This window comes from Streptomyces griseorubiginosus (genome assembly GCF_001514195.1).
GTDB classification, from domain to species: domain Bacteria; phylum Actinomycetota; class Actinomycetes; order Streptomycetales; family Streptomycetaceae; genus Streptomyces; species Streptomyces griseorubiginosus.
Genome location: NZ_KQ948737.1, coordinates 877,220 through 893,233, shown reverse-complemented (window position 1 = coordinate 893,233; position 16,014 = coordinate 877,220). Strand labels below are relative to the sequence as shown.

Genomic DNA, 16,014 nt, shown 5'->3' with positions numbered 1-16,014 from the left:
TGGGCCGAAGGGACACCGGCATGACCGACGGAGACGACCGCACCGCCGTCGAGGGCCTCACCGTGGAACACCGCACCACCCCGCTGGGCGTCGACGCGGCCCGTCCCCGATTCGGCTGGCGCACCGCCTCCCGGGTCCGCGGCCGGCGCCAGACGGCCTACCGCCTCCTCGTCGCGTCCACCCCCGACCGTCTCACCGTCGGCCGGGCGGACGTCTGGGACAGCGGCCGGGTCGACTCGGCGGACTCGGTGGCCGTGCGCTACGCCGGCCCCGCGCTGAAGCCCTCGACGCGCTACCACTGGACGGTGGAGCTCTGGGACGAGAACGGCCGCCCGCTCCCCGAGGCCCCCACCGCCCGCTTCGAGACCGGCCTGCTCAGCACCGACGGCGTGACCGGCTGGGACGGCGCGCAGTGGATCACCATGGCGGGCAAGGCTCCCAACAGTCCGGGCGCCCCGCTCCTGAGGAAGCAGACGGCCCTCGACGGCGGCCGGGTGCACGAAGCCCGGCTCTACGTCTCCGCGCTCGGCGTGTACGACGCCTACGTCAACGGCCGCCGCGTCACCGTCCCCCAGGACGGCCGCGCCACCCACGAACTCCTCACCCCCGGCTGGACCAACTACGACACCACCGTCAGCTACTTCACCTACGAGGTGACCGGTCTCCTGGCCGACGAACGGCAGGTCACCCTCGCGGCCGTGCTGGGCAACGGCTGGTACAACGGCCGGATCTCCGAGAACAGCGTCTACCACTCGCCGGACGGCAACCGCCTCGCCCTCAGGGCCAAACTCCTGATCCGCTACGAGGACGGCTCCACGCAGACCGTCGTGACCACCCCCGACGGCGACTGGCGGGCCACGGACACCGGCCCCTACCGCGCGGACGACCTCTACGACGGCCAGACCTACGACGCCCGCCGGGAACTGCCCGGCTGGACCGCGAACGGCTACGACGCCTCCGCCTGGTCCGGAGTCGAGGTGCACGACTTCACGACCAGGTTCCCCGGCTCCCGACTGGTCGCCTACCCGGGGGAGTCGGCCCGGCTGATGCCGCAGTGGGATCGCAGGCCGCAGTCGATCGCCGTCCACACGGGCGGGAGCGACTTCACCGCCGACCCCGTCCGCACGGTCACCGACCCCACCCGGGCCGCCGCTGCCGCCCTGACCCTGCACCCGGGCGACACCGCCGTGATCGACTTCGGGCAGAACCTGGTCGGAGTGCCCCGCTACACCCTCCGTGGCCCGTCCGGCGCCCAAGTCACCTTCGCGCCCGGCGAGATGCTCAACGACACCAGCGCGGGCGCCGACGGCCCCGAAGGCTCCGTCTACCGGGCGAACCTGCGCACGGCCAAGGCCACCAGCACCTACATCCTCAAGGGCGACCCGAAGGGCGAGACCCACCAGGACTCCCTGACCTTCTACGGGTTCCGCTACCTCTCCGTCACCACGACCGAGACCGTCACCCTCACCGGTCTGACCGGCCGGGTCGCCACCTCCGCCCTCCGGGACATCGGGCAGGTCACCACCGACGATCCCGACATCAACCAGCTGATCAGCAACGTCCGTTGGGGCCAGCGCGGCAACTACCTCTGGGTCCCCACCGACTGCCCGCAGCGCGACGAACGCTGCGGCTGGACCGGCGACACCCAGGTCTTCGCGGGCACCGGCCTCTACAACGCCGACGCGGTCAGCTTCCTGAGCCACTTCCAGGACATCCTGACCGACTCCCAGCGCACCTACGGCGCCGACGGCGCGCAGTTCCCCTGGATCGCACCCGGAGCCCGCTACAACGAGCCCGTCGGAGCGAGCGGTTGGGCCGACTGCGGGATCGTCGTGCCCTGGACCGTGTGGCAGATGAGCGGTGACTCCACCGTCGTCGACCGCAGTTGGGACGCGATGACGGCGTACATGGACTGGATCCGCGCACGCACCGGGGACACCTGTGCCGGGCAGGGCGCGATCTTCGGGGACTGGCTGGCCTTCCAGGTCACCAGCACCCGGCTCGTCAGCGACGCCTACTACGCCCACAGTGCCCGGCTCATGGCGGACATGGCCCGCGCCACCGGCCGCACCGCCGAGGCGCACGCCTACGACGATCTCTTCGCCCGGATCAAACGGGCCTTCGTCACCACGTACCTGAGCGGCGAGGAAGGCCGGCTCACCGTGCGTTCCAGCCTCGGCGACCCGCCGCCGTACACCCCCGGGGACAGCCCCACCCGGCCCGAGGACGACACCCAGACCGCCCTGCTCTGGATCCTCAAGCTCGGCCTGTACGACACCGGGGAGCAGCGTCGGCGGCTCGTCGAGCTCCTCGCCGAGAACATCGGCAACTCCGCCGCCTACAAGGCCGCCCACCCCGACAGCACCCGCGCCGGACACGCCGAGAACACCCTGTCCGTCGGTTTCCTCGGCGTGAACGTGCTGGCGCCCGTACTCACCGAGGAGGGCCAGGTGGAGCTGGCCTACAAGCTGCTGCACCAGGACGCCATGCCGTCCTGGCTCTACTCGGTGCGCAACGGCGCGACGACCGTCTGGGAGCGCTGGAACTCGTACTCCAGGGAGGACGGTTTCGGGCCGGTCGAGATGAACTCCTTCAACCACTACTCCTACGGCGCGATCATGGAGTGGATGTACGAGAGCATGGCCGGCATCGCCAAGGACCCGGCGCACCCGGGGTTCAAGCACTTCTTCCTGCGGCCCCACTTCGACCCGACCGGCCGGATCACCCGGGTCAGCGGCTCGCACCTGTCGCCGTACGGCGAGATCGTCAGCGAATGGGCCGTGCGGGACAGCCGGTTCACGCACCGGATCGCCGTGCCCGCCAACAGCACGGCGACCCTGCGCATCCCCACGGCCGCCCCGGACTCCGTGTGCGAGGGCCGCACCCCCCTGTCACGCGTCCGGGGAGTCGAGCACCTCGGCTTCGAGGGCGGCGTCGCCTCCTACGAACTGCCGTCGGGACGCTACGAGTTGACCTCCGCGCTCGCCTGATCCGCCACCAGCACCACCTCCAGGGTGCGCGGACCGTGCACCCCCTCGACCCGGTCCAGCTCGATGTCGCTGGTCGCCGAAGGACCGGAGATCCAGGTCAACGGGCGTACCGGGTCGAGGCGTTCGAGGCCCTGCGGCACCGAGGAGACGACCTGGTCCGGGACCCGTACGACACAGATGTGGTGGTCGGGGACGAGCGTGATGCGGCGGCGGCCCTGGTCGGGCGAGCCGTCCAGGACGATCGTGCCGGTCTCCGCGATGGCCACCGCGCACGCCGTCACCACACTGTCGATCCGGTCCAGCTCGTGCGGGGTGCTCCCGGCCCGGTCCGGCACCTGATCGGCCCCGGCCTCCGTGAGCCAGGACGGGTCCAGACCCGGCGGCACGAGCACCGTCTTCGCGCCCCGCGCCGCCAGCATCCCGGCGAGGGTGGCCGGAAGATCGGCCGTGGTGCAGCGGTGCACGATCGCCCGGTAGTCGGCGAGGTTCTCGGCCAGCAGCTCCACGGTCTCCTCGACCGTGCGGTCACCATGCTCGCGCAGATAGGTCCGCTCGATCGGAGCGTCCTCGCCGGAGACGTCGGACAGCGCGCGCCGCACCCGGCCCAGGATCCGTTCCCTGCTGCTCACTTCGAGCCCCCCTTCTCCGAGCGGCCGCCGTCGGTCCGCTGCCACCAGTCGCGGAACGGCTCCGCGGGCACGGCCGGAAGGTCCCGGGTACCGCTCCACGCCTTGCCGGGACCCGGAAGCGAACGCGGATGCAGCCGCCGGGTGCGTGAGGCCGCCCGCTGCCCGGTGCGCAGAACACCCGGGCGGGCGAACGTCCAGCGGGCCGCCCGCATCGCCGCCCGCTCGGCCGCATGCCCCTTGGCGGGCTTGAGCACCACCTTGTTGCCCTCGCGGACCACAGGACCGCCCTGAACGACCCGCTCCCGCAGATGCACCAGCACCTCGGGGATGTCGATGGCGACCGGGCAGACCTCGTAGCAGGCCCCGCACAGCGAGGAGGCGTACGGCAGCGAGGCGTCGATCTCGCTTTCCGTGCCGCGCAGTTGGGGGCTGAGGATCGCGCCGATGGGGCCGGGGTAGACCGAGCCGTAGGCGTGCCCGCCGGCCCGCTCGTACACCGGGCACACGTTCAGACAGGCCGAGCAGCGGATGCAGCGCAGTGCCTGGCGGCCGACCTCGTCGGCGAGGGTGTCGGAGCGGCCGTTGTCGAGCAGCACCAGGTGGAAGGTGCTCGGGCCGTCCTCGTCGGTGGTCCCGGTCCAGGTGGACGTGTAGGGGTTCATGCGCTCGGCCGTGGAGGAGCGGGGCAGGGTCTGGAGGAAGACCTCCAGGTCCTGCCAGGTCGGCACGATCTTCTCGATGCCGACGACCGAGATCAGCGTCTCCGGCAGGGTCAGGCACATCCGTCCGTTGCCCTCGGACTCCACGACCACCAGGGTGCCGGTGTCGGCGACCATGAAGTTGGCGCCGGAGATACCGACCTTGGCCCGCAGGAACTTCTCCCGCAGGTGCAGCCGTGCCGCCTCCGCCAGTTCGGCGGGCGTGTCGGTGAGCCCCTCGGGGGCCGGTCGGCCCCACTCGCTCATCTCCCGCTCGAAGATGTCCCGGATCTCCCCCCGGTTGCGGTGGATGGCCGGGACGAGGATGTGCGAGGGCCGGTCCTTGCCCAACTGCACGATCAGCTCGGCGAGATCGGTCTCGTAGGCCCGGATGCCCGCCGCTTCGAGGGCCTCGTTGAGCCCGATCTCCTGCGTGGCCATCGACTTGACCTTGACGACCTCGGTCTCACCGGTCATCTGGACGAGCTGGGTCACGATCTCGTTGGCCTCGTCGGCGTCTGCCGCCCAGTGCACGGTGCCGCCCGCCGCCACCACCGACTCCTCCAGCTGCACGAGATAGTGGTCGAGTCGGCGCAGCGTCCGGTCCTTGATCCGCTTGCCCGCCTCGCGCAGCTCCGCCCAGTCCGAGACCTCGGCGACGGCCTTCTCCCGCTTGGCGCGGATCGTGTGGGTGGCGTGCCGCAGATTCCCGCGCAACGTCGGGTTGCCCACGGCCTCGTGCGCGGCCTTCGGGAAGGCCGGCATTCCTACGAACGTCCCGCTCATACGGCCGGCTCCTCCTCCGTGCTCGCCAGGATCTCCGCGATGTGCACCGGCCGCATGCCCGACTCCAGCCGGCCCATCGTGCCCCCGATGTGCATCAGACAGGAGTTGTCGGCCGCGCACAGCACCTCGGCGCCCGTCGACTCGGCGTTGCGCACCTTGTCCGCGCCCATCGCCGCCGAGACATCGGAGTTCTTCAACGCGAAGGTGCCACCGAAGCCGCAGCACTCGTCGGCGCCGGGAAGCTCCTTGAGTTCGAGCCCCTTCACCGCCTCGAGCAGGCGCCGGGGCCGGTCACCCAGCCCGAGCCCCCGCAGACCGTGGCAGGTCGGGTGGTAGGTGACGGTGTGCGGGTAGTAGGCCCCGACATCCGTCACCCCCAGCACGTCCACCAGGAACTCCGTCAGCTCGTACGTCTTCGGCACCACCGGCGCCAGGGCGGCCGCGAGGCCCTCCCCGCGCCCCTCGGCCCGGGCCCGCTCACCCATCCGCGGATACAGCTCCCGCACCATCGCCCCGCACGAGCCGGACGGCGTCACGATCGCCTCGTAGTCCCGGAATACATCGGAGAAATGCCGGGCCAACGGCTCCGCCTCATGCCGGTATCCGGTGTTGTAATGGGCCTGCCCGCAGCAGGTCTGGGACATCGGGAAATCGACGTCAACCCCCAGCCTGGTCAGCAGTTTCACCACGGCGCGCCCGGTGTCCGGATACAGCGTGTCGTTGACGCAGGTCAGGAACAGGGCGACACGCATCGCGGCTCCTTCGTGGTCGATCATCGGATGAGTGCAGCGTAACCGGGACGCGGGATCCGGGGGAGACCCGGGGTCAGATCCGGACGAGCCGGGCCTGCGCCTCGAGCCAGCGCCCGGGATCGCCCCGGGGCTCGTACCGGGTCAGCGGCTGGGTCCGGGTGAGCAGCTCGCGCCCGCCCGCGAGGTCGCCGACGAGCCCGTGGGCCCGCGCCTGGACCAGGACGTTCCCGAGCGCGGCCGCCTCGGTCGGCCCCGCCACCACGGGCAGCCCGCAGGCGTCGGCGGTCAGCTGGCAGAGCAGGGCGTTGCGGGTACCGCCCCCGACGACGTGCACGACGTCCACGGGATGGTCGGCGAGCCGCTGCGCGTCCTCGACGGCCCTGCGGTGGGCCAGGGCCAGCGAGTCGAGGATGCAGCGCGTAATCTCGCCGCGGGAGACGGGCACCGGCTGGCCGGAGGCGCGGCAGGCCTCGGCGATCCGCTCCGGCATCCGCCCCGGCGGGAGGAAGGCGGGATCGGAGGCGTCGACCACCGACCGCAACGTCGGCGCCTCGGCCGCCTGGCGCAGCAGCTCGCCCAGGTCGGGGTCGCCCCAGGCCCGCACGCACTCCTGGAGCAGCCACAGCCCCATGATGTTCCGCAGATACCGGACCGTGCCGTCGAGCCCCAGCTCGTTGGTGAAGTTGGCGGCCCGGCTCTCCTCCGTGAGCACCGGTGCGTCCAGTTCGAGGCCCGCCAGGGACCAGGTCCCGGTGCAGATGTAGGCGAACCGCTCACCGGACGCGGGCACGGCGGCCACCGCGGAGGCGGTGTCGTGCGAGCCGACCGCCGTCACCGGCACGGGCCCCGCGAGTCCGGTCTCCTCCAGCACCTCGGGCCGCAACAGGCCCGCCGGATCACCGGGTTGCCGCAGCGGGGCGAACAACTCCAGGTCGATGCCCAGCCGTTGCGCGATGTCGTACGACCATCCACGCGTCCGGGGATCGATCAGCTGGGTCGTCGAGGCGTTGGTCAGCTCGGTGCCCTGCTCACCGGTGAGCCAGTAGGTGAGCAGATCAGGGATGAGCAACAGCCGCTCGGCGCCGGTGAGTCGATCGGCGACTAGCTGGTACAGGGTGTTGAAGGGCGCGTACTGGAGTCCGGTCGCCGCGTACAGCTCGGGCGCGGGCACGGTCGCCCACACCTTCTCCGCGACACCCTCGGTGCGGGAGTCCCGGTAGTGCACGGGGTTGCCGAGCAGCCTGCCGTCCCCGTCCAGCAACCCGTAGTCCACGGCCCAGCTGTCGATGCCTACGGAGTCGACCCGGCCGGCCGCCTTGAGCCCGTCCAGGACACCGCCGTAGAGCGACAGGATGTCCCAGCGCAGGCCCTCGGGCAGCCGCACGGGCCGGTTCACGAACCGATGGGCCTCGGTCAGCTCCAGGCTGTCGGGGCCGACCCGGCCGACCATGACCCGTCCGCTGGACGCGCCGAGGTCGACCGCGGCGTACGACTTCACGTGCCCGCTCATCGCAGGAAGGCGGCCGCGACACCGGCGTCGACCGGGACGTGCAGGCCGGTGGTGTGGGTCAACTCCCCACCCGTCAGCGCGAACACGGCGTTCGCCACGTGCTCGGGGAGCACCTCGCGCTTGAGGATGGTCCGCTGGGCGTAGAACTCGCCCAGCTTCTCCTCCTCCACGCCGTACACGGCCGCCCGCTGGGCACCCCAGCCACCGGCGAAGATCCCGGACCCGCGCACCACACCGTCCGGGTTGACGCCGTTGACGCGAATGCCGTGCTCGCCCAACTCGGCGGCCAGAAGGCGCACTTGGTGGGCCTGGTCGGCCTTGGTGGCGGAGTAGGCGATGTTGTTCGGGCCGGCGAACACGGCGTTCTTGGAGGCGATGTAGACGATGTCGCCGCCCAGCTTCTGCGCGATCATCACCCGGGCCGCCTCGCGCGAGACGAGGAAGGAACCGCGCGCCATGATGTCGTGCTGGAGGTCCCAGTCCCTGGCGGAGGTCTCCAGGAGCGGCTTGGAGATGGAGATGCCGGCGTTGTTGACGACGAGGTCCACCCCGCCGAAGGCCAGCAGGGCCGCCTTGAACGCCCCGGCGATCTGCTCCTCGTCCGTCACGTCGACCGTCACGGCGACGGCCTTGTCGGACCCGCCGAGTTCCTCGGCCACGGCGGCCGCGTTCTCGCCGTTGAGGTCGGCGACCACGACACAGGCGCCCTCGGCGACCAGCCGCTGCGCGATGGCCTTGCCGATCCCGCTGCCCGCACCGGTGACGAGCGCGATGCGCGTCGCGAGCGGCTTGGGCTTCGGCATCCGCTGGAGCTTGGCCTCCTCGAGAGCCCAGTACTCGATGCGGAACTTCTCGGACTCCTCGATCGGCGCGTACGACGACACCGCCTCGGCGCCCCGCATCACGTTGATCGCGTTGACGTAGAACTCGCCGGCGACCCGGGCGGTCTGCTTGTCCTTGCCGAAGGAGAACATGCCGACCCCCGGGATCAGCACGATCGCCGGGTCGGCGCCGCGCATGGCGGGGGAGTCCGGCAGGGCGTGCCGCCGGTAGTAGGCGGCGTACTCCTCGCGGTACTCGGCGTGCAGCTCCGCGAGCCGCGCGACGGCCTCCTCCACGGGAGCGGTCGGCGGCAGGTCGAGGACGAGCGGCCGCACCTTGGTGCGCAGGAAGTGGTCGGGGCAGGAGGTGCCGAGCGCGGCGAGCCGCGGGTGCTCGGCCCGGGCCAGGAAGTCCAGGACCGGCTCGGAGTCGTTGAAGTGCCCGATCTGAGGCTTGTCCTGGGAGGCGAGCGCGCGGACGTACGGCGCGAGCGCGGCCGCCCGCTCCCGTCGCTCGTCGGCGCCGAGCGCGCCGTACCCCTCGATGACCGGCCCGAAGGGCTCGGCCTTCCCGCGCTCCTCCAGGAACGTCTCGGCGGTCCGGATGATGTGCAGCGAGTTCTTCTCGCACTCCTCGGCGGTGTCACCCCAGGCGGTGATCCCGTGCCCGCCGAGGACGACGCCGATGGCCTGCGGGTTGGCGGCCTTGATGGCGGCGATGTCCAGCCCGAGCTGGAACCCCGGCCGCCGCCACGGCACCCAGGCCACGGTGTCCCCGAAGCACTCGGCGGTCAGCTTCTCCCCGTCGGCCGCACAGGCGAGAGCGATACCGGAATCAGGATGCAGATGATCGACATGAGCGGCCTCGACGAGTCCGTGCATGGCGGTGTCGATGGAGGGAGCGGCCCCGCCCTTCCCGTGCAGGCAGTAGTCGAACGCGGCGACCATCTCGTCCTCGCGCTCAACTCCCGGATACACATCGACAAGCGCCCGCATCCGATCCAGCCGCAACACGGCCAGCCCCGCCTCGGTCAACGTCCCGAGATCACCCCCGGACCCCTTGACCCACATCAGCTCCACATCACCCCCGGTCACGGGATCGATGTCGGTGCCCTTGGCGGAAGCGTTCCCACCGGCGTAGTTGGTGTTACGGGGATCGGAGCCCAGCCGACGGGACCGGGCGAGAAGAGCGGCGGCTTCGGGGTGGGTTGCCATGACGTTCGGTTCCTTACTGAGGAGAGGGCGGGGATGTGCTTTTAGGGGCGCGGGGAACCGCGCGACCAGCCACAGACGGCCGGCAGACCGCAGACTTCAGAAGGGAGCAGACTCTTACGCCCCCCACCCGGCCTGCTCCCCACCAACCCGCTCGGCCACGATCTTCTCGGCCCACCCGGACCGCTTGTACGCACCGATCGGATCAGCATCCAGCCCCAGTTCCTCGCGCACTTCACACAGCAACGGCCGCACATCCGTGTTGTACGCATCCATCAGCACGGCGTTCGCATCGAGAACATCCCCCGAAGCCTGCGCAGCAGACAGCGCATCCCGGTCGACCAGCAACGCCTTCGCCGTAGCTTCCTGCACGTTCATCACGGACCGGATGATCGCCGGGATCTTCGCCTCGATGTTGTGGCACTGGTCGAGCATGAACGCGACGTCCGGCGTGAAGCCACCGCCCCGGATGACCTCGTACATGATCCGGAACAGCTGGAACGGATCGGCCGCCCCCACCATCAGGTCGTCGTCCGCGTAGAACCGCGAGTTGAAGTCGAACCCGCCGAGCTTGTTCTCCCGCAGCAGCGTGGCGACGATGAACTCGATGTTGGTCCCGGGCGCGTGGTGACCCGTGTCGACGACGACCTGCGCCTGAGGCCCGAGCTTCAGGCAGTGCGCGTACGCCGTCCCCCAGTCCGGCACGTCCGTCGAGTAGAAGGCCGGCTCGAAGAACTTGTACTCCAGCAGCATCCGCTGCCCGTCACCCAGTCGGTCGTACACCTCGGAGAGACCTTCGGCGAGCCGGTCCTGCCGGGCCCGCAGATCGTCCTGACCGGGGTAGTTGGTGCCGTCGGCGAACCACAGCTTCAGGTCCGTGGACCCCGTGGCGTCCATGATGTCGACGCACTCCAGCAGGTGATCCAGCGCCTTGCGGCGCACCGAGGCGTCCGGATGGCAGATGCTGCCCAGTTTGTACGCGTCGTCCTGGAAGGTGTTGGAGTTGATGGCGCCGAGCTTCACGCCCCGCTCCTCGGCGAACTTCGCCAGCGCGGCGTAGTCCTCGACCTTGTCCCACGGGATGTGCAGCGCGACGGTCGGGGCCACCCCGGTGAAGGCGTGCACCTGAGCCGCGTCCTCCAGTTTCTCCTGCGGGGTACGCGGTACGCCCTGCTGCGCGAACACCTTGAAACGGGTCCCGGAGTTCCCGTACGCCCACGACGGTGTCTCGACGGCCTGGGTCTTGAGCGCGGCCTTCACCGCGGCGAGCTCGGTCACTTGAGGGCTCCTGTGACGTCGGGTCCGAAGGGCTTACGAACTGCTTCACTGTGAAACGATTCAAGACGGGAAAGTATGAGCACCCGGCAGAGGTGTCAACCCCTGCGACCAAGGCTGTTGCTCGTGACCCTGCTGTTACCTGAGTCCATCGAAAGTTTTTCGACACGAACCCATTGACGTGACATGCGCTCCATGCCTAACGTCCCGGCAACCCAGTTGAAACCTTTCACGACGCCGTGAGGGCCGTCCCGCCGGCGTCGTCGAGGAGCCCCCAATGACCCACCCGTCCACCACGGGTCCGGCGCCGGTACTCGCGCTCAAGGACATCTCGAAGTCCTTCGGCGCGGTCCGCGCCCTGCGGGACGTCTCCCTGGAGCTGTTCCCCGGGGAGGTGCACGCCCTCGCCGGCGAGAACGGCGCGGGCAAGTCGACCCTCATCAAGACCCTCGCAGGAGTGCACCGGCCGGACACCGGCCAGGTGCTGCTCGACGGCGAGCCCGTCGTCTTCCACGGTCCCGGTGACGCCCGCGACGCCGGTATCGCAGTGATCTACCAGGAGCCCACGCTCTTTCCCGACCTGTCGATCGCCGAGAACATCTTCATGGGCCGCCAGCCCCGGCGCGCCCTCGGCCGGATCGACCACAAGGCCACCCACGCCGCGACCCTCGCCCTGATGCAGCGCCTGGGCGTCGAACTCGACCCCGACCGTCCGGCGCGCGGCCTGTCCATCGCCGACCAGCAGATCGTCGAGATCGCCAAGGCGCTGTCCTTCGAGGCCCGCGTCCTGATCATGGACGAGCCCACGGCGGCCCTGACCGGCAGCGAGGTGGCCCGCCTCTTCGGGGTCGTCAAGACGCTCCGTGAGCAGGGTGCCGCGGTGCTGTTCATCTCGCACCGCCTGGAGGAGATCTTCCAGATCTGCCGGACGGTCACCACCCTGCGCGACGGCGCCTGGATCTCCAGCGAGCCGATCGAGGGCATGACCGAGGACGACCTCGTGCGCCGCATGGTCGGCCGTGACCTCGAGGAGCTCTACCCGAAGCAGGACGTACGGCCCGGCGAGGTCGCGCTCACGGTGAGCCGGCTGACCCGGGAGGGCGTCTTCACCGATGTCTCGTTCGAGGTCAGGCGCGGCGAGATCGTAGGGCTGGCGGGACTCGTGGGAGCGGGCCGCACCGAGGTCGCCCGGGCGGTGTTCGGCATCGACCGCTGGGATGCGGGCGAGGTCTCCGTGGGCGGAAAGGCGCTGGTCAACGGTGCTCCCTCCACGGCGATGGCCGCCGGTCTCGCGCTGGTCCCCGAGGACCGGCGCGCCCAGGGCCTGGTGATGGACATGTCCATCGAGCGGAACATCGGTCTCACCGGACTCCGCACCACCGTCAAGGCGGGCTTGATGGACCGGAGCGCCGAGCGCAGCCGGTCCCTCGACTGGGCCGTCAAGCTCCAGGTGAAGTACGCCCGGATCGCCGACACCGTGAACACCCTGTCGGGCGGCAACCAGCAGAAGGTCGTCCTCGCCAAGTGGCTGGCCACCGGCCCCAAGGTGCTCATCGTCGACGAGCCGACCCGGGGCATCGACGTCGGCACCAAGGCCGAGGTGCACCGGCTGCTCAGTGAACTGGCCGCCGACGGGGTGGCCGTCCTGATGATCTCCTCCGACCTGCCCGAGATCCTCGGCATGGCCGACCGCGTGCTGGTGATGCACGAGGGCCGCCTCACCGCCGAGATCCCACGCTCCGACGCCACCGAGGAAACCGTGATGGCCGCAGCCACCGGGAGGGCCGCCGCATGACGGTGACGACTCCCAACCAGGCCCCCGTGACCGAGGTGCCCAAGTCCAGCGGCACCCGCCTGGTCGACCGCGTCTTCAAGATGCGCGAACTCGCCATCCTGGTCGTCTTCCTGGTGATGATCGTCGTCACCCAGATCGGCAACAGCGACTTCCTCACCGAGCAGGGCATCAAGGACCTGCTGCTCAACGCCACCATCCTGGTGCTGGTCGCCACCGGACAGTCGCTGGTCGTGATCACGAGGAACGTCGACCTCTCGGTCGGCTCCACCCTCGGCATCAGCGCCTTCGCCGCCGGTACCTATCTCCAGGGCGGCGGCAACCCGGTCGTGGCGATCGTGCTCGCGGTCCTGCTCGGCATCGGTTTCGGCCTGCTCAACGGCCTCCTCGTGAGCCTCGGCCAGGTCCCCGCGCTGGTGGTCACCCTGGGCACGCTCTACATCATCCGGGGCATCGACTCCATCTGGGTCGGCTCCCGCCAGATCACCGCGGCCGACCTCCCGGACAGCTTCGTGAACTTCGGCTCCGGCGGCATCTCCGCGGTGCCCTGGCTGGCGCTGATCGCGCTGGCGGTCCTCGTCGCCACCGCCTACTACCTCAAGCACTTCGGCAGCGGACGCGAGCTGTACGCGCTCGGCTCCAACCCCGAGGCCGCCCGGCTCGCCGGCATCCCGGTGCGCAAGCGGATCCTGGCCGCGTACACCTTCTGCGGCGCCCTCGCAGGCCTCGCCGGGGCGATGTACCTGGCCCGGTTCGGCAACGTCGACTCCGGGACCGGCACCGGCTACGAACTGACCGTCGTCAGCGCGGTCGTGGTCGGCGGTGTCGTCTTCACCGGCGGCTCCGGCAGCGTCTACGGCGCGGCCCTCGGCGCCCTGCTGCTGACCTCCATCAACAGCGTGCTGCCCGCCCTCGGCGTCAGCTCGGTCTGGGTGCTCGCCATCAACGGCATCCTGCTCATCCTCGCCATCGCGGTCGACCGGGTCGTCGCGCTGCGCGTGGCCTCCGCACTGAAGAAGAGGAACGCCCGCCATGCCTGACTCCCTGACGCGTGCGATCCGCTGGGACACGGTGGTCGGGGCGCTCCTGATCGTCGTCCTGCTGCTGTCCTTCGGCACGGTCGACGGCTTCGGCAACGCGCTGAACCTGTCGTTCCTGATCGGCAACACCCTGCCGATCGCGTTGATCGCCCTGCCCATGACCCTGCTCGTGGTCTCCGGCGAGATCGACCTGTCGGTCGCCTCCACCGCCGGCCTGTCCGGCGCGGTGATGGGCGCACTGTGGAACAAGGGCCTGACGATCGAGATGATCATCCCGATCTGCCTGGTCCTCGGCGTGGTGTGCGGGCTGGTCAACGGCATGCTGGTCACCCGGCTCGGACTGCCCTCCCTCGCCGTCACCATCGGCACCCTCGCCGCCTACCGGGGCATCGCACAGATCGTGCTCGGCTCCGACGCGGTGACCGACTTCCCCACCCCGTACCTGAACTTCGCTGCGGGCCGGGTGGGGGACACGTTCCTCCCGCAGGCCTTCCTGCCCTTCCTCGTCCTCTTCGCGATCGCCGTGGTCGCCCTGCACGCCACGCCGTTCGGACGGTCGGTGTTCGCGACCGGCGCGAGCGAGGAGGCGGCCCGGTTCGCCGGCATCCGCGTCAAGCGGCAGAAGCTGATCCTGTTCACGGTGACCGGACTGATGGCCTCCCTCACCGGCATCTTCTGGGCCCTGCACTACGCGTCCGCTCGGTACGACAACGCGACCGGGCTCGAACTGTCCGTCATCGCAGCGGTGTTGCTCGGCGGTATCGACTTCGACGGCGGCAAGGGGACGCTCGGTGGTGCCATCGCCGGGGTGTTCCTGCTGGGGGCGTTGCAGAACGTGATGAGCCTCCAGGACGTCTCGGCACAGTCGCAGATCGTCGTCACCGGTGTACTTCTCGTCCTGTCCGTACTCGGCCCCAGGGTCGCGCGCCAGGTCGCTGTGGCGAGGGCGGCACGCTCCGCTGGATAGGCCGTACTTCAGCTGCCGGTCCGTCGTGGCTGGTCGCGCAGTTCCTCGCGCCCCTCGGGGCGTCTCCGCTCACCCTCGTTCAAAGGAAACCGTCATGCGCAAGTCATCCCTCCGCCGTGCCTGTGCCGCGCTCGCCGCCGGTACCTCCCTCGCCCTCGCCCTCACCGCCTGCGGCGGCACCACCAAGAAGGACGTGCAGGACGAGGGTGCCTCGGCCGCCTCCACGGCCAAGGCCGACCCGAACGCGGCCACCAAGAAGGGCCTGACCGTCGGCTTCCTGCCCAAGCAGGTCAACAACCCGTACTTCACCTCCGCCGACAAGGGCGGCGAGGCGGCCCTGACCGAGCTGGGCTCGAAGTACAAGGAGGTCGGTCCCTCCAGTGCCACCGACACCGCCGGACAGGTCTCCTACGTCAACACGCTCACCCAGCAGCAGGTGAACGCGATGGCCGTCTCCGCCCAGGACCCGGGCGCCCTGTGCACCGCCCTCAAGCAGGCGATGTCCAACAAGATCAAGGTCGTCACCTACGACTCCGACACCAAGCCGGACTGCCGCAACGCCTTCGTCTCGCAGGCCTCCGCCGAGGACCTCGGCCGCACCGAGGTGCAGCTGCTCGCCGAGCAGATCGGCTACAAGGGCGAGATCGCGATCCTGTCCGCCGCGCAGACCGCGACGAACCAGAACACCTGGATCGACTTCATGAAGGACGAGCTGCAGCAGGACAAGTACAAGAACATCAAGCTGGTCAAGGTCGCGTACGGCAACGACGACGCCCAGCAGTCCTTCCAGCAGACCCAGGGCCTGCTCCAGGAGTACCCGAACCTGAAGGGGATCATCTCCCCGACCACGGTCGGCATCAAGGCCGCCGCCCAGTACCTCTCCGGCTCCAAGTACAAGGGCAAGGTCAAGCTGACCGGCCTCGGCACCCCCAACGACATGCGCAAGTACGTCAAGAACGGCACCGTCGAGGCGTTCGAGCTGTGGGACCCGGCGAAGCTCGGCGCGCTGGCCGCCCAGACCGCGGTCGCGCTGGTCTCCGGCCAGATCACCGGCAAGGAGGGCGAGAGCTTCAAGGCCGGCGGCACGACGTACACCATCGGCAAGGACGGCGTGATCAACCTCGGCAAGCCGACCGTGTTCGACGCCAAGAACATCGACCAGTTCAACTTCTGATCTGCCCCTGAAGGAGCGGTACTTCATGCAGCGCGTCTGTTTCCTGCTCAAGGTCCGTGAGGACCGGATCGCCGAGTACCGCGAACGCCACGCCGCCGTGTGGCCGGAGATGCTCCAGGCACTCTCGGCCACCGGCTGGCACAACTACTCGCTCTTCCTGCGTGACGACGGCCTGCTCGTCGGCTACCTGGAGACCGAGGACTTCGAGGCCGCCAAGGCAGGTATGGAAGCCACCGAGGTCAACGCCCGCTGGCAGGCCGAGATGGGCGAGTTCTTCGAGTCCCTCGACGGCGCCCGTCCCGACGAGGCCATGAAACCGCTCACCGAAGTGTTCCACCTCGCCTGACATCCCCCCTCAGGAGCCGCAC

The 16,014-nt window shown here is 69.9% G+C and carries 12 protein-coding genes; 6 read left to right on the top strand and 6 right to left on the bottom strand.

Features of this window, described 5'->3' with window-relative positions:
- Positions 1 to 20 precede the first annotated feature (20 nt).
- Positions 21 to 2,990: an alpha-L-rhamnosidase gene (locus AQJ54_RS22365; protein ID WP_062240142.1), complete on the top strand. Its 2,970-nt coding sequence runs from the start codon at positions 21 to 23 to the stop codon at positions 2,988 to 2,990.
- Here AQJ54_RS22365 and AQJ54_RS22360 read toward each other — a convergent pair.
- The 6 genes from AQJ54_RS22360 to rhaI all read right to left on the bottom strand — a co-directional run bounded on the left by AQJ54_RS22360 (position 2,963) and on the right by rhaI (position 10,676).
- A complete protein-coding gene (locus AQJ54_RS22360) occupies positions 2,963 to 3,619 on the bottom strand; it encodes a LutC/YkgG family protein (RefSeq protein ID WP_062240139.1) in 657 nt (218 codons plus the stop codon). The genes AQJ54_RS22365 and AQJ54_RS22360 overlap by 28 nt on opposite strands.
- Entirely contained in the window at positions 3,616 to 5,103 is a 1,488-nt protein-coding gene (locus AQJ54_RS22355; protein WP_062240136.1) for a LutB/LldF family L-lactate oxidation iron-sulfur protein, read from the bottom strand. Before AQJ54_RS22355 ends, AQJ54_RS22360 begins: the two co-directional genes overlap by 4 nt.
- Complete coding sequence (locus AQJ54_RS22350) at positions 5,100 to 5,855, bottom strand: (Fe-S)-binding protein (RefSeq protein WP_062240133.1); 756 nt, start codon at positions 5,853 to 5,855, stop codon at positions 5,100 to 5,102. The genes AQJ54_RS22355 and AQJ54_RS22350 overlap by 4 nt, the downstream gene beginning before the upstream one ends.
- A 73-nt stretch (positions 5,856 to 5,928) precedes the next feature.
- Positions 5,929 to 7,365, bottom strand: a complete 1,437-nt coding sequence (locus tag AQJ54_RS22345; protein WP_062240131.1) for a rhamnulokinase — start codon at positions 7,363 to 7,365, stop codon at positions 5,929 to 5,931.
- Positions 7,362 to 9,401 carry a bifunctional rhamnulose-1-phosphate aldolase/short-chain dehydrogenase gene (locus tag AQJ54_RS22340; RefSeq protein WP_062240128.1) on the bottom strand — a complete coding sequence of 680 codons (2,040 nt, stop codon included), beginning with the start codon at positions 9,399 to 9,401 and terminating at the stop codon, positions 7,362 to 7,364. Before AQJ54_RS22340 ends, AQJ54_RS22345 begins: the two co-directional genes overlap by 4 nt.
- A gap of 114 nt (positions 9,402 to 9,515) precedes the next feature.
- Positions 9,516 to 10,676, bottom strand: coding sequence for an L-rhamnose isomerase (rhaI, locus tag AQJ54_RS22335; RefSeq protein WP_062240125.1), 1,161 nt, complete (start codon positions 10,674 to 10,676; stop codon positions 9,516 to 9,518).
- Positions 10,677 to 10,950: 274 nt separating this feature from the next.
- Between rhaI and AQJ54_RS22330 the strand changes: the two genes are divergently transcribed.
- The 5 genes from AQJ54_RS22330 to AQJ54_RS22310 all read left to right on the top strand — a co-directional run bounded on the left by AQJ54_RS22330 (position 10,951) and on the right by AQJ54_RS22310 (position 15,992).
- Positions 10,951 to 12,468, top strand: a complete 1,518-nt coding sequence (locus tag AQJ54_RS22330; protein ID WP_062020487.1) for a sugar ABC transporter ATP-binding protein — start codon at positions 10,951 to 10,953, stop codon at positions 12,466 to 12,468.
- Entirely contained in the window at positions 12,465 to 13,505 is a 1,041-nt protein-coding gene (locus tag AQJ54_RS22325; RefSeq protein WP_062240122.1) for an ABC transporter permease, read from the top strand. The genes AQJ54_RS22330 and AQJ54_RS22325 overlap by 4 nt, the downstream gene beginning before the upstream one ends.
- Positions 13,498 to 14,472 carry an ABC transporter permease gene (locus tag AQJ54_RS22320; RefSeq protein ID WP_062240119.1) on the top strand — a complete coding sequence of 325 codons (975 nt, stop codon included), beginning with the start codon at positions 13,498 to 13,500 and terminating at the stop codon, positions 14,470 to 14,472. The genes AQJ54_RS22325 and AQJ54_RS22320 overlap by 8 nt, the downstream gene beginning before the upstream one ends.
- A 94-nt stretch (positions 14,473 to 14,566) precedes the next feature.
- Entirely contained in the window at positions 14,567 to 15,646 is a 1,080-nt protein-coding gene (rhaS, locus tag AQJ54_RS22315; RefSeq protein WP_062240116.1) for a rhamnose ABC transporter substrate-binding protein, read from the top strand.
- A 25-nt stretch (positions 15,647 to 15,671) separates the two neighbouring features.
- Positions 15,672 to 15,992 (top strand): L-rhamnose mutarotase, encoded by a 321-nt coding sequence (locus AQJ54_RS22310; RefSeq protein WP_062240113.1) that lies wholly within the window; start codon positions 15,672 to 15,674, stop codon positions 15,990 to 15,992.
- Positions 15,993 to 16,014 lie beyond the last annotated feature (22 nt).

What these genes read in the sequence shown, in the direction of transcription:
- AQJ54_RS22365 (WP_062240142.1), top strand. Translation starts at nt 21, where the DNA reads ATGACCGACGGAGACGACCGCACCGCCGTCGAGGGCCTCACCGTGGAA.
- AQJ54_RS22355 (WP_062240136.1), bottom strand. Translation starts at nt 5,103, where the DNA reads ATGAGCGGGACGTTCGTAGGAATGCCGGCCTTCCCGAAGGCCGCGCAC.
- AQJ54_RS22350 (WP_062240133.1), bottom strand. Translation starts at nt 5,855, where the DNA reads ATGCGTGTCGCCCTGTTCCTGACCTGCGTCAACGACACGCTGTATCCG.
- AQJ54_RS22345 (WP_062240131.1), bottom strand. Translation starts at nt 7,365, where the DNA reads ATGAGCGGGCACGTGAAGTCGTACGCCGCGGTCGACCTCGGCGCGTCC.
- AQJ54_RS22340 (WP_062240128.1), bottom strand. Translation starts at nt 9,401, where the DNA reads ATGGCAACCCACCCCGAAGCCGCCGCTCTTCTCGCCCGGTCCCGTCGG.
- AQJ54_RS22330 (WP_062020487.1), top strand. Translation starts at nt 10,951, where the DNA reads ATGACCCACCCGTCCACCACGGGTCCGGCGCCGGTACTCGCGCTCAAG.
- AQJ54_RS22325 (WP_062240122.1), top strand. Translation starts at nt 12,465, where the DNA reads ATGACGGTGACGACTCCCAACCAGGCCCCCGTGACCGAGGTGCCCAAG.
- AQJ54_RS22320 (WP_062240119.1), top strand. Translation starts at nt 13,498, where the DNA reads ATGCCTGACTCCCTGACGCGTGCGATCCGCTGGGACACGGTGGTCGGG.
- rhaS (WP_062240116.1), top strand. Translation starts at nt 14,567, where the DNA reads ATGCGCAAGTCATCCCTCCGCCGTGCCTGTGCCGCGCTCGCCGCCGGT.
- AQJ54_RS22310 (WP_062240113.1), top strand. Translation starts at nt 15,672, where the DNA reads ATGCAGCGCGTCTGTTTCCTGCTCAAGGTCCGTGAGGACCGGATCGCC.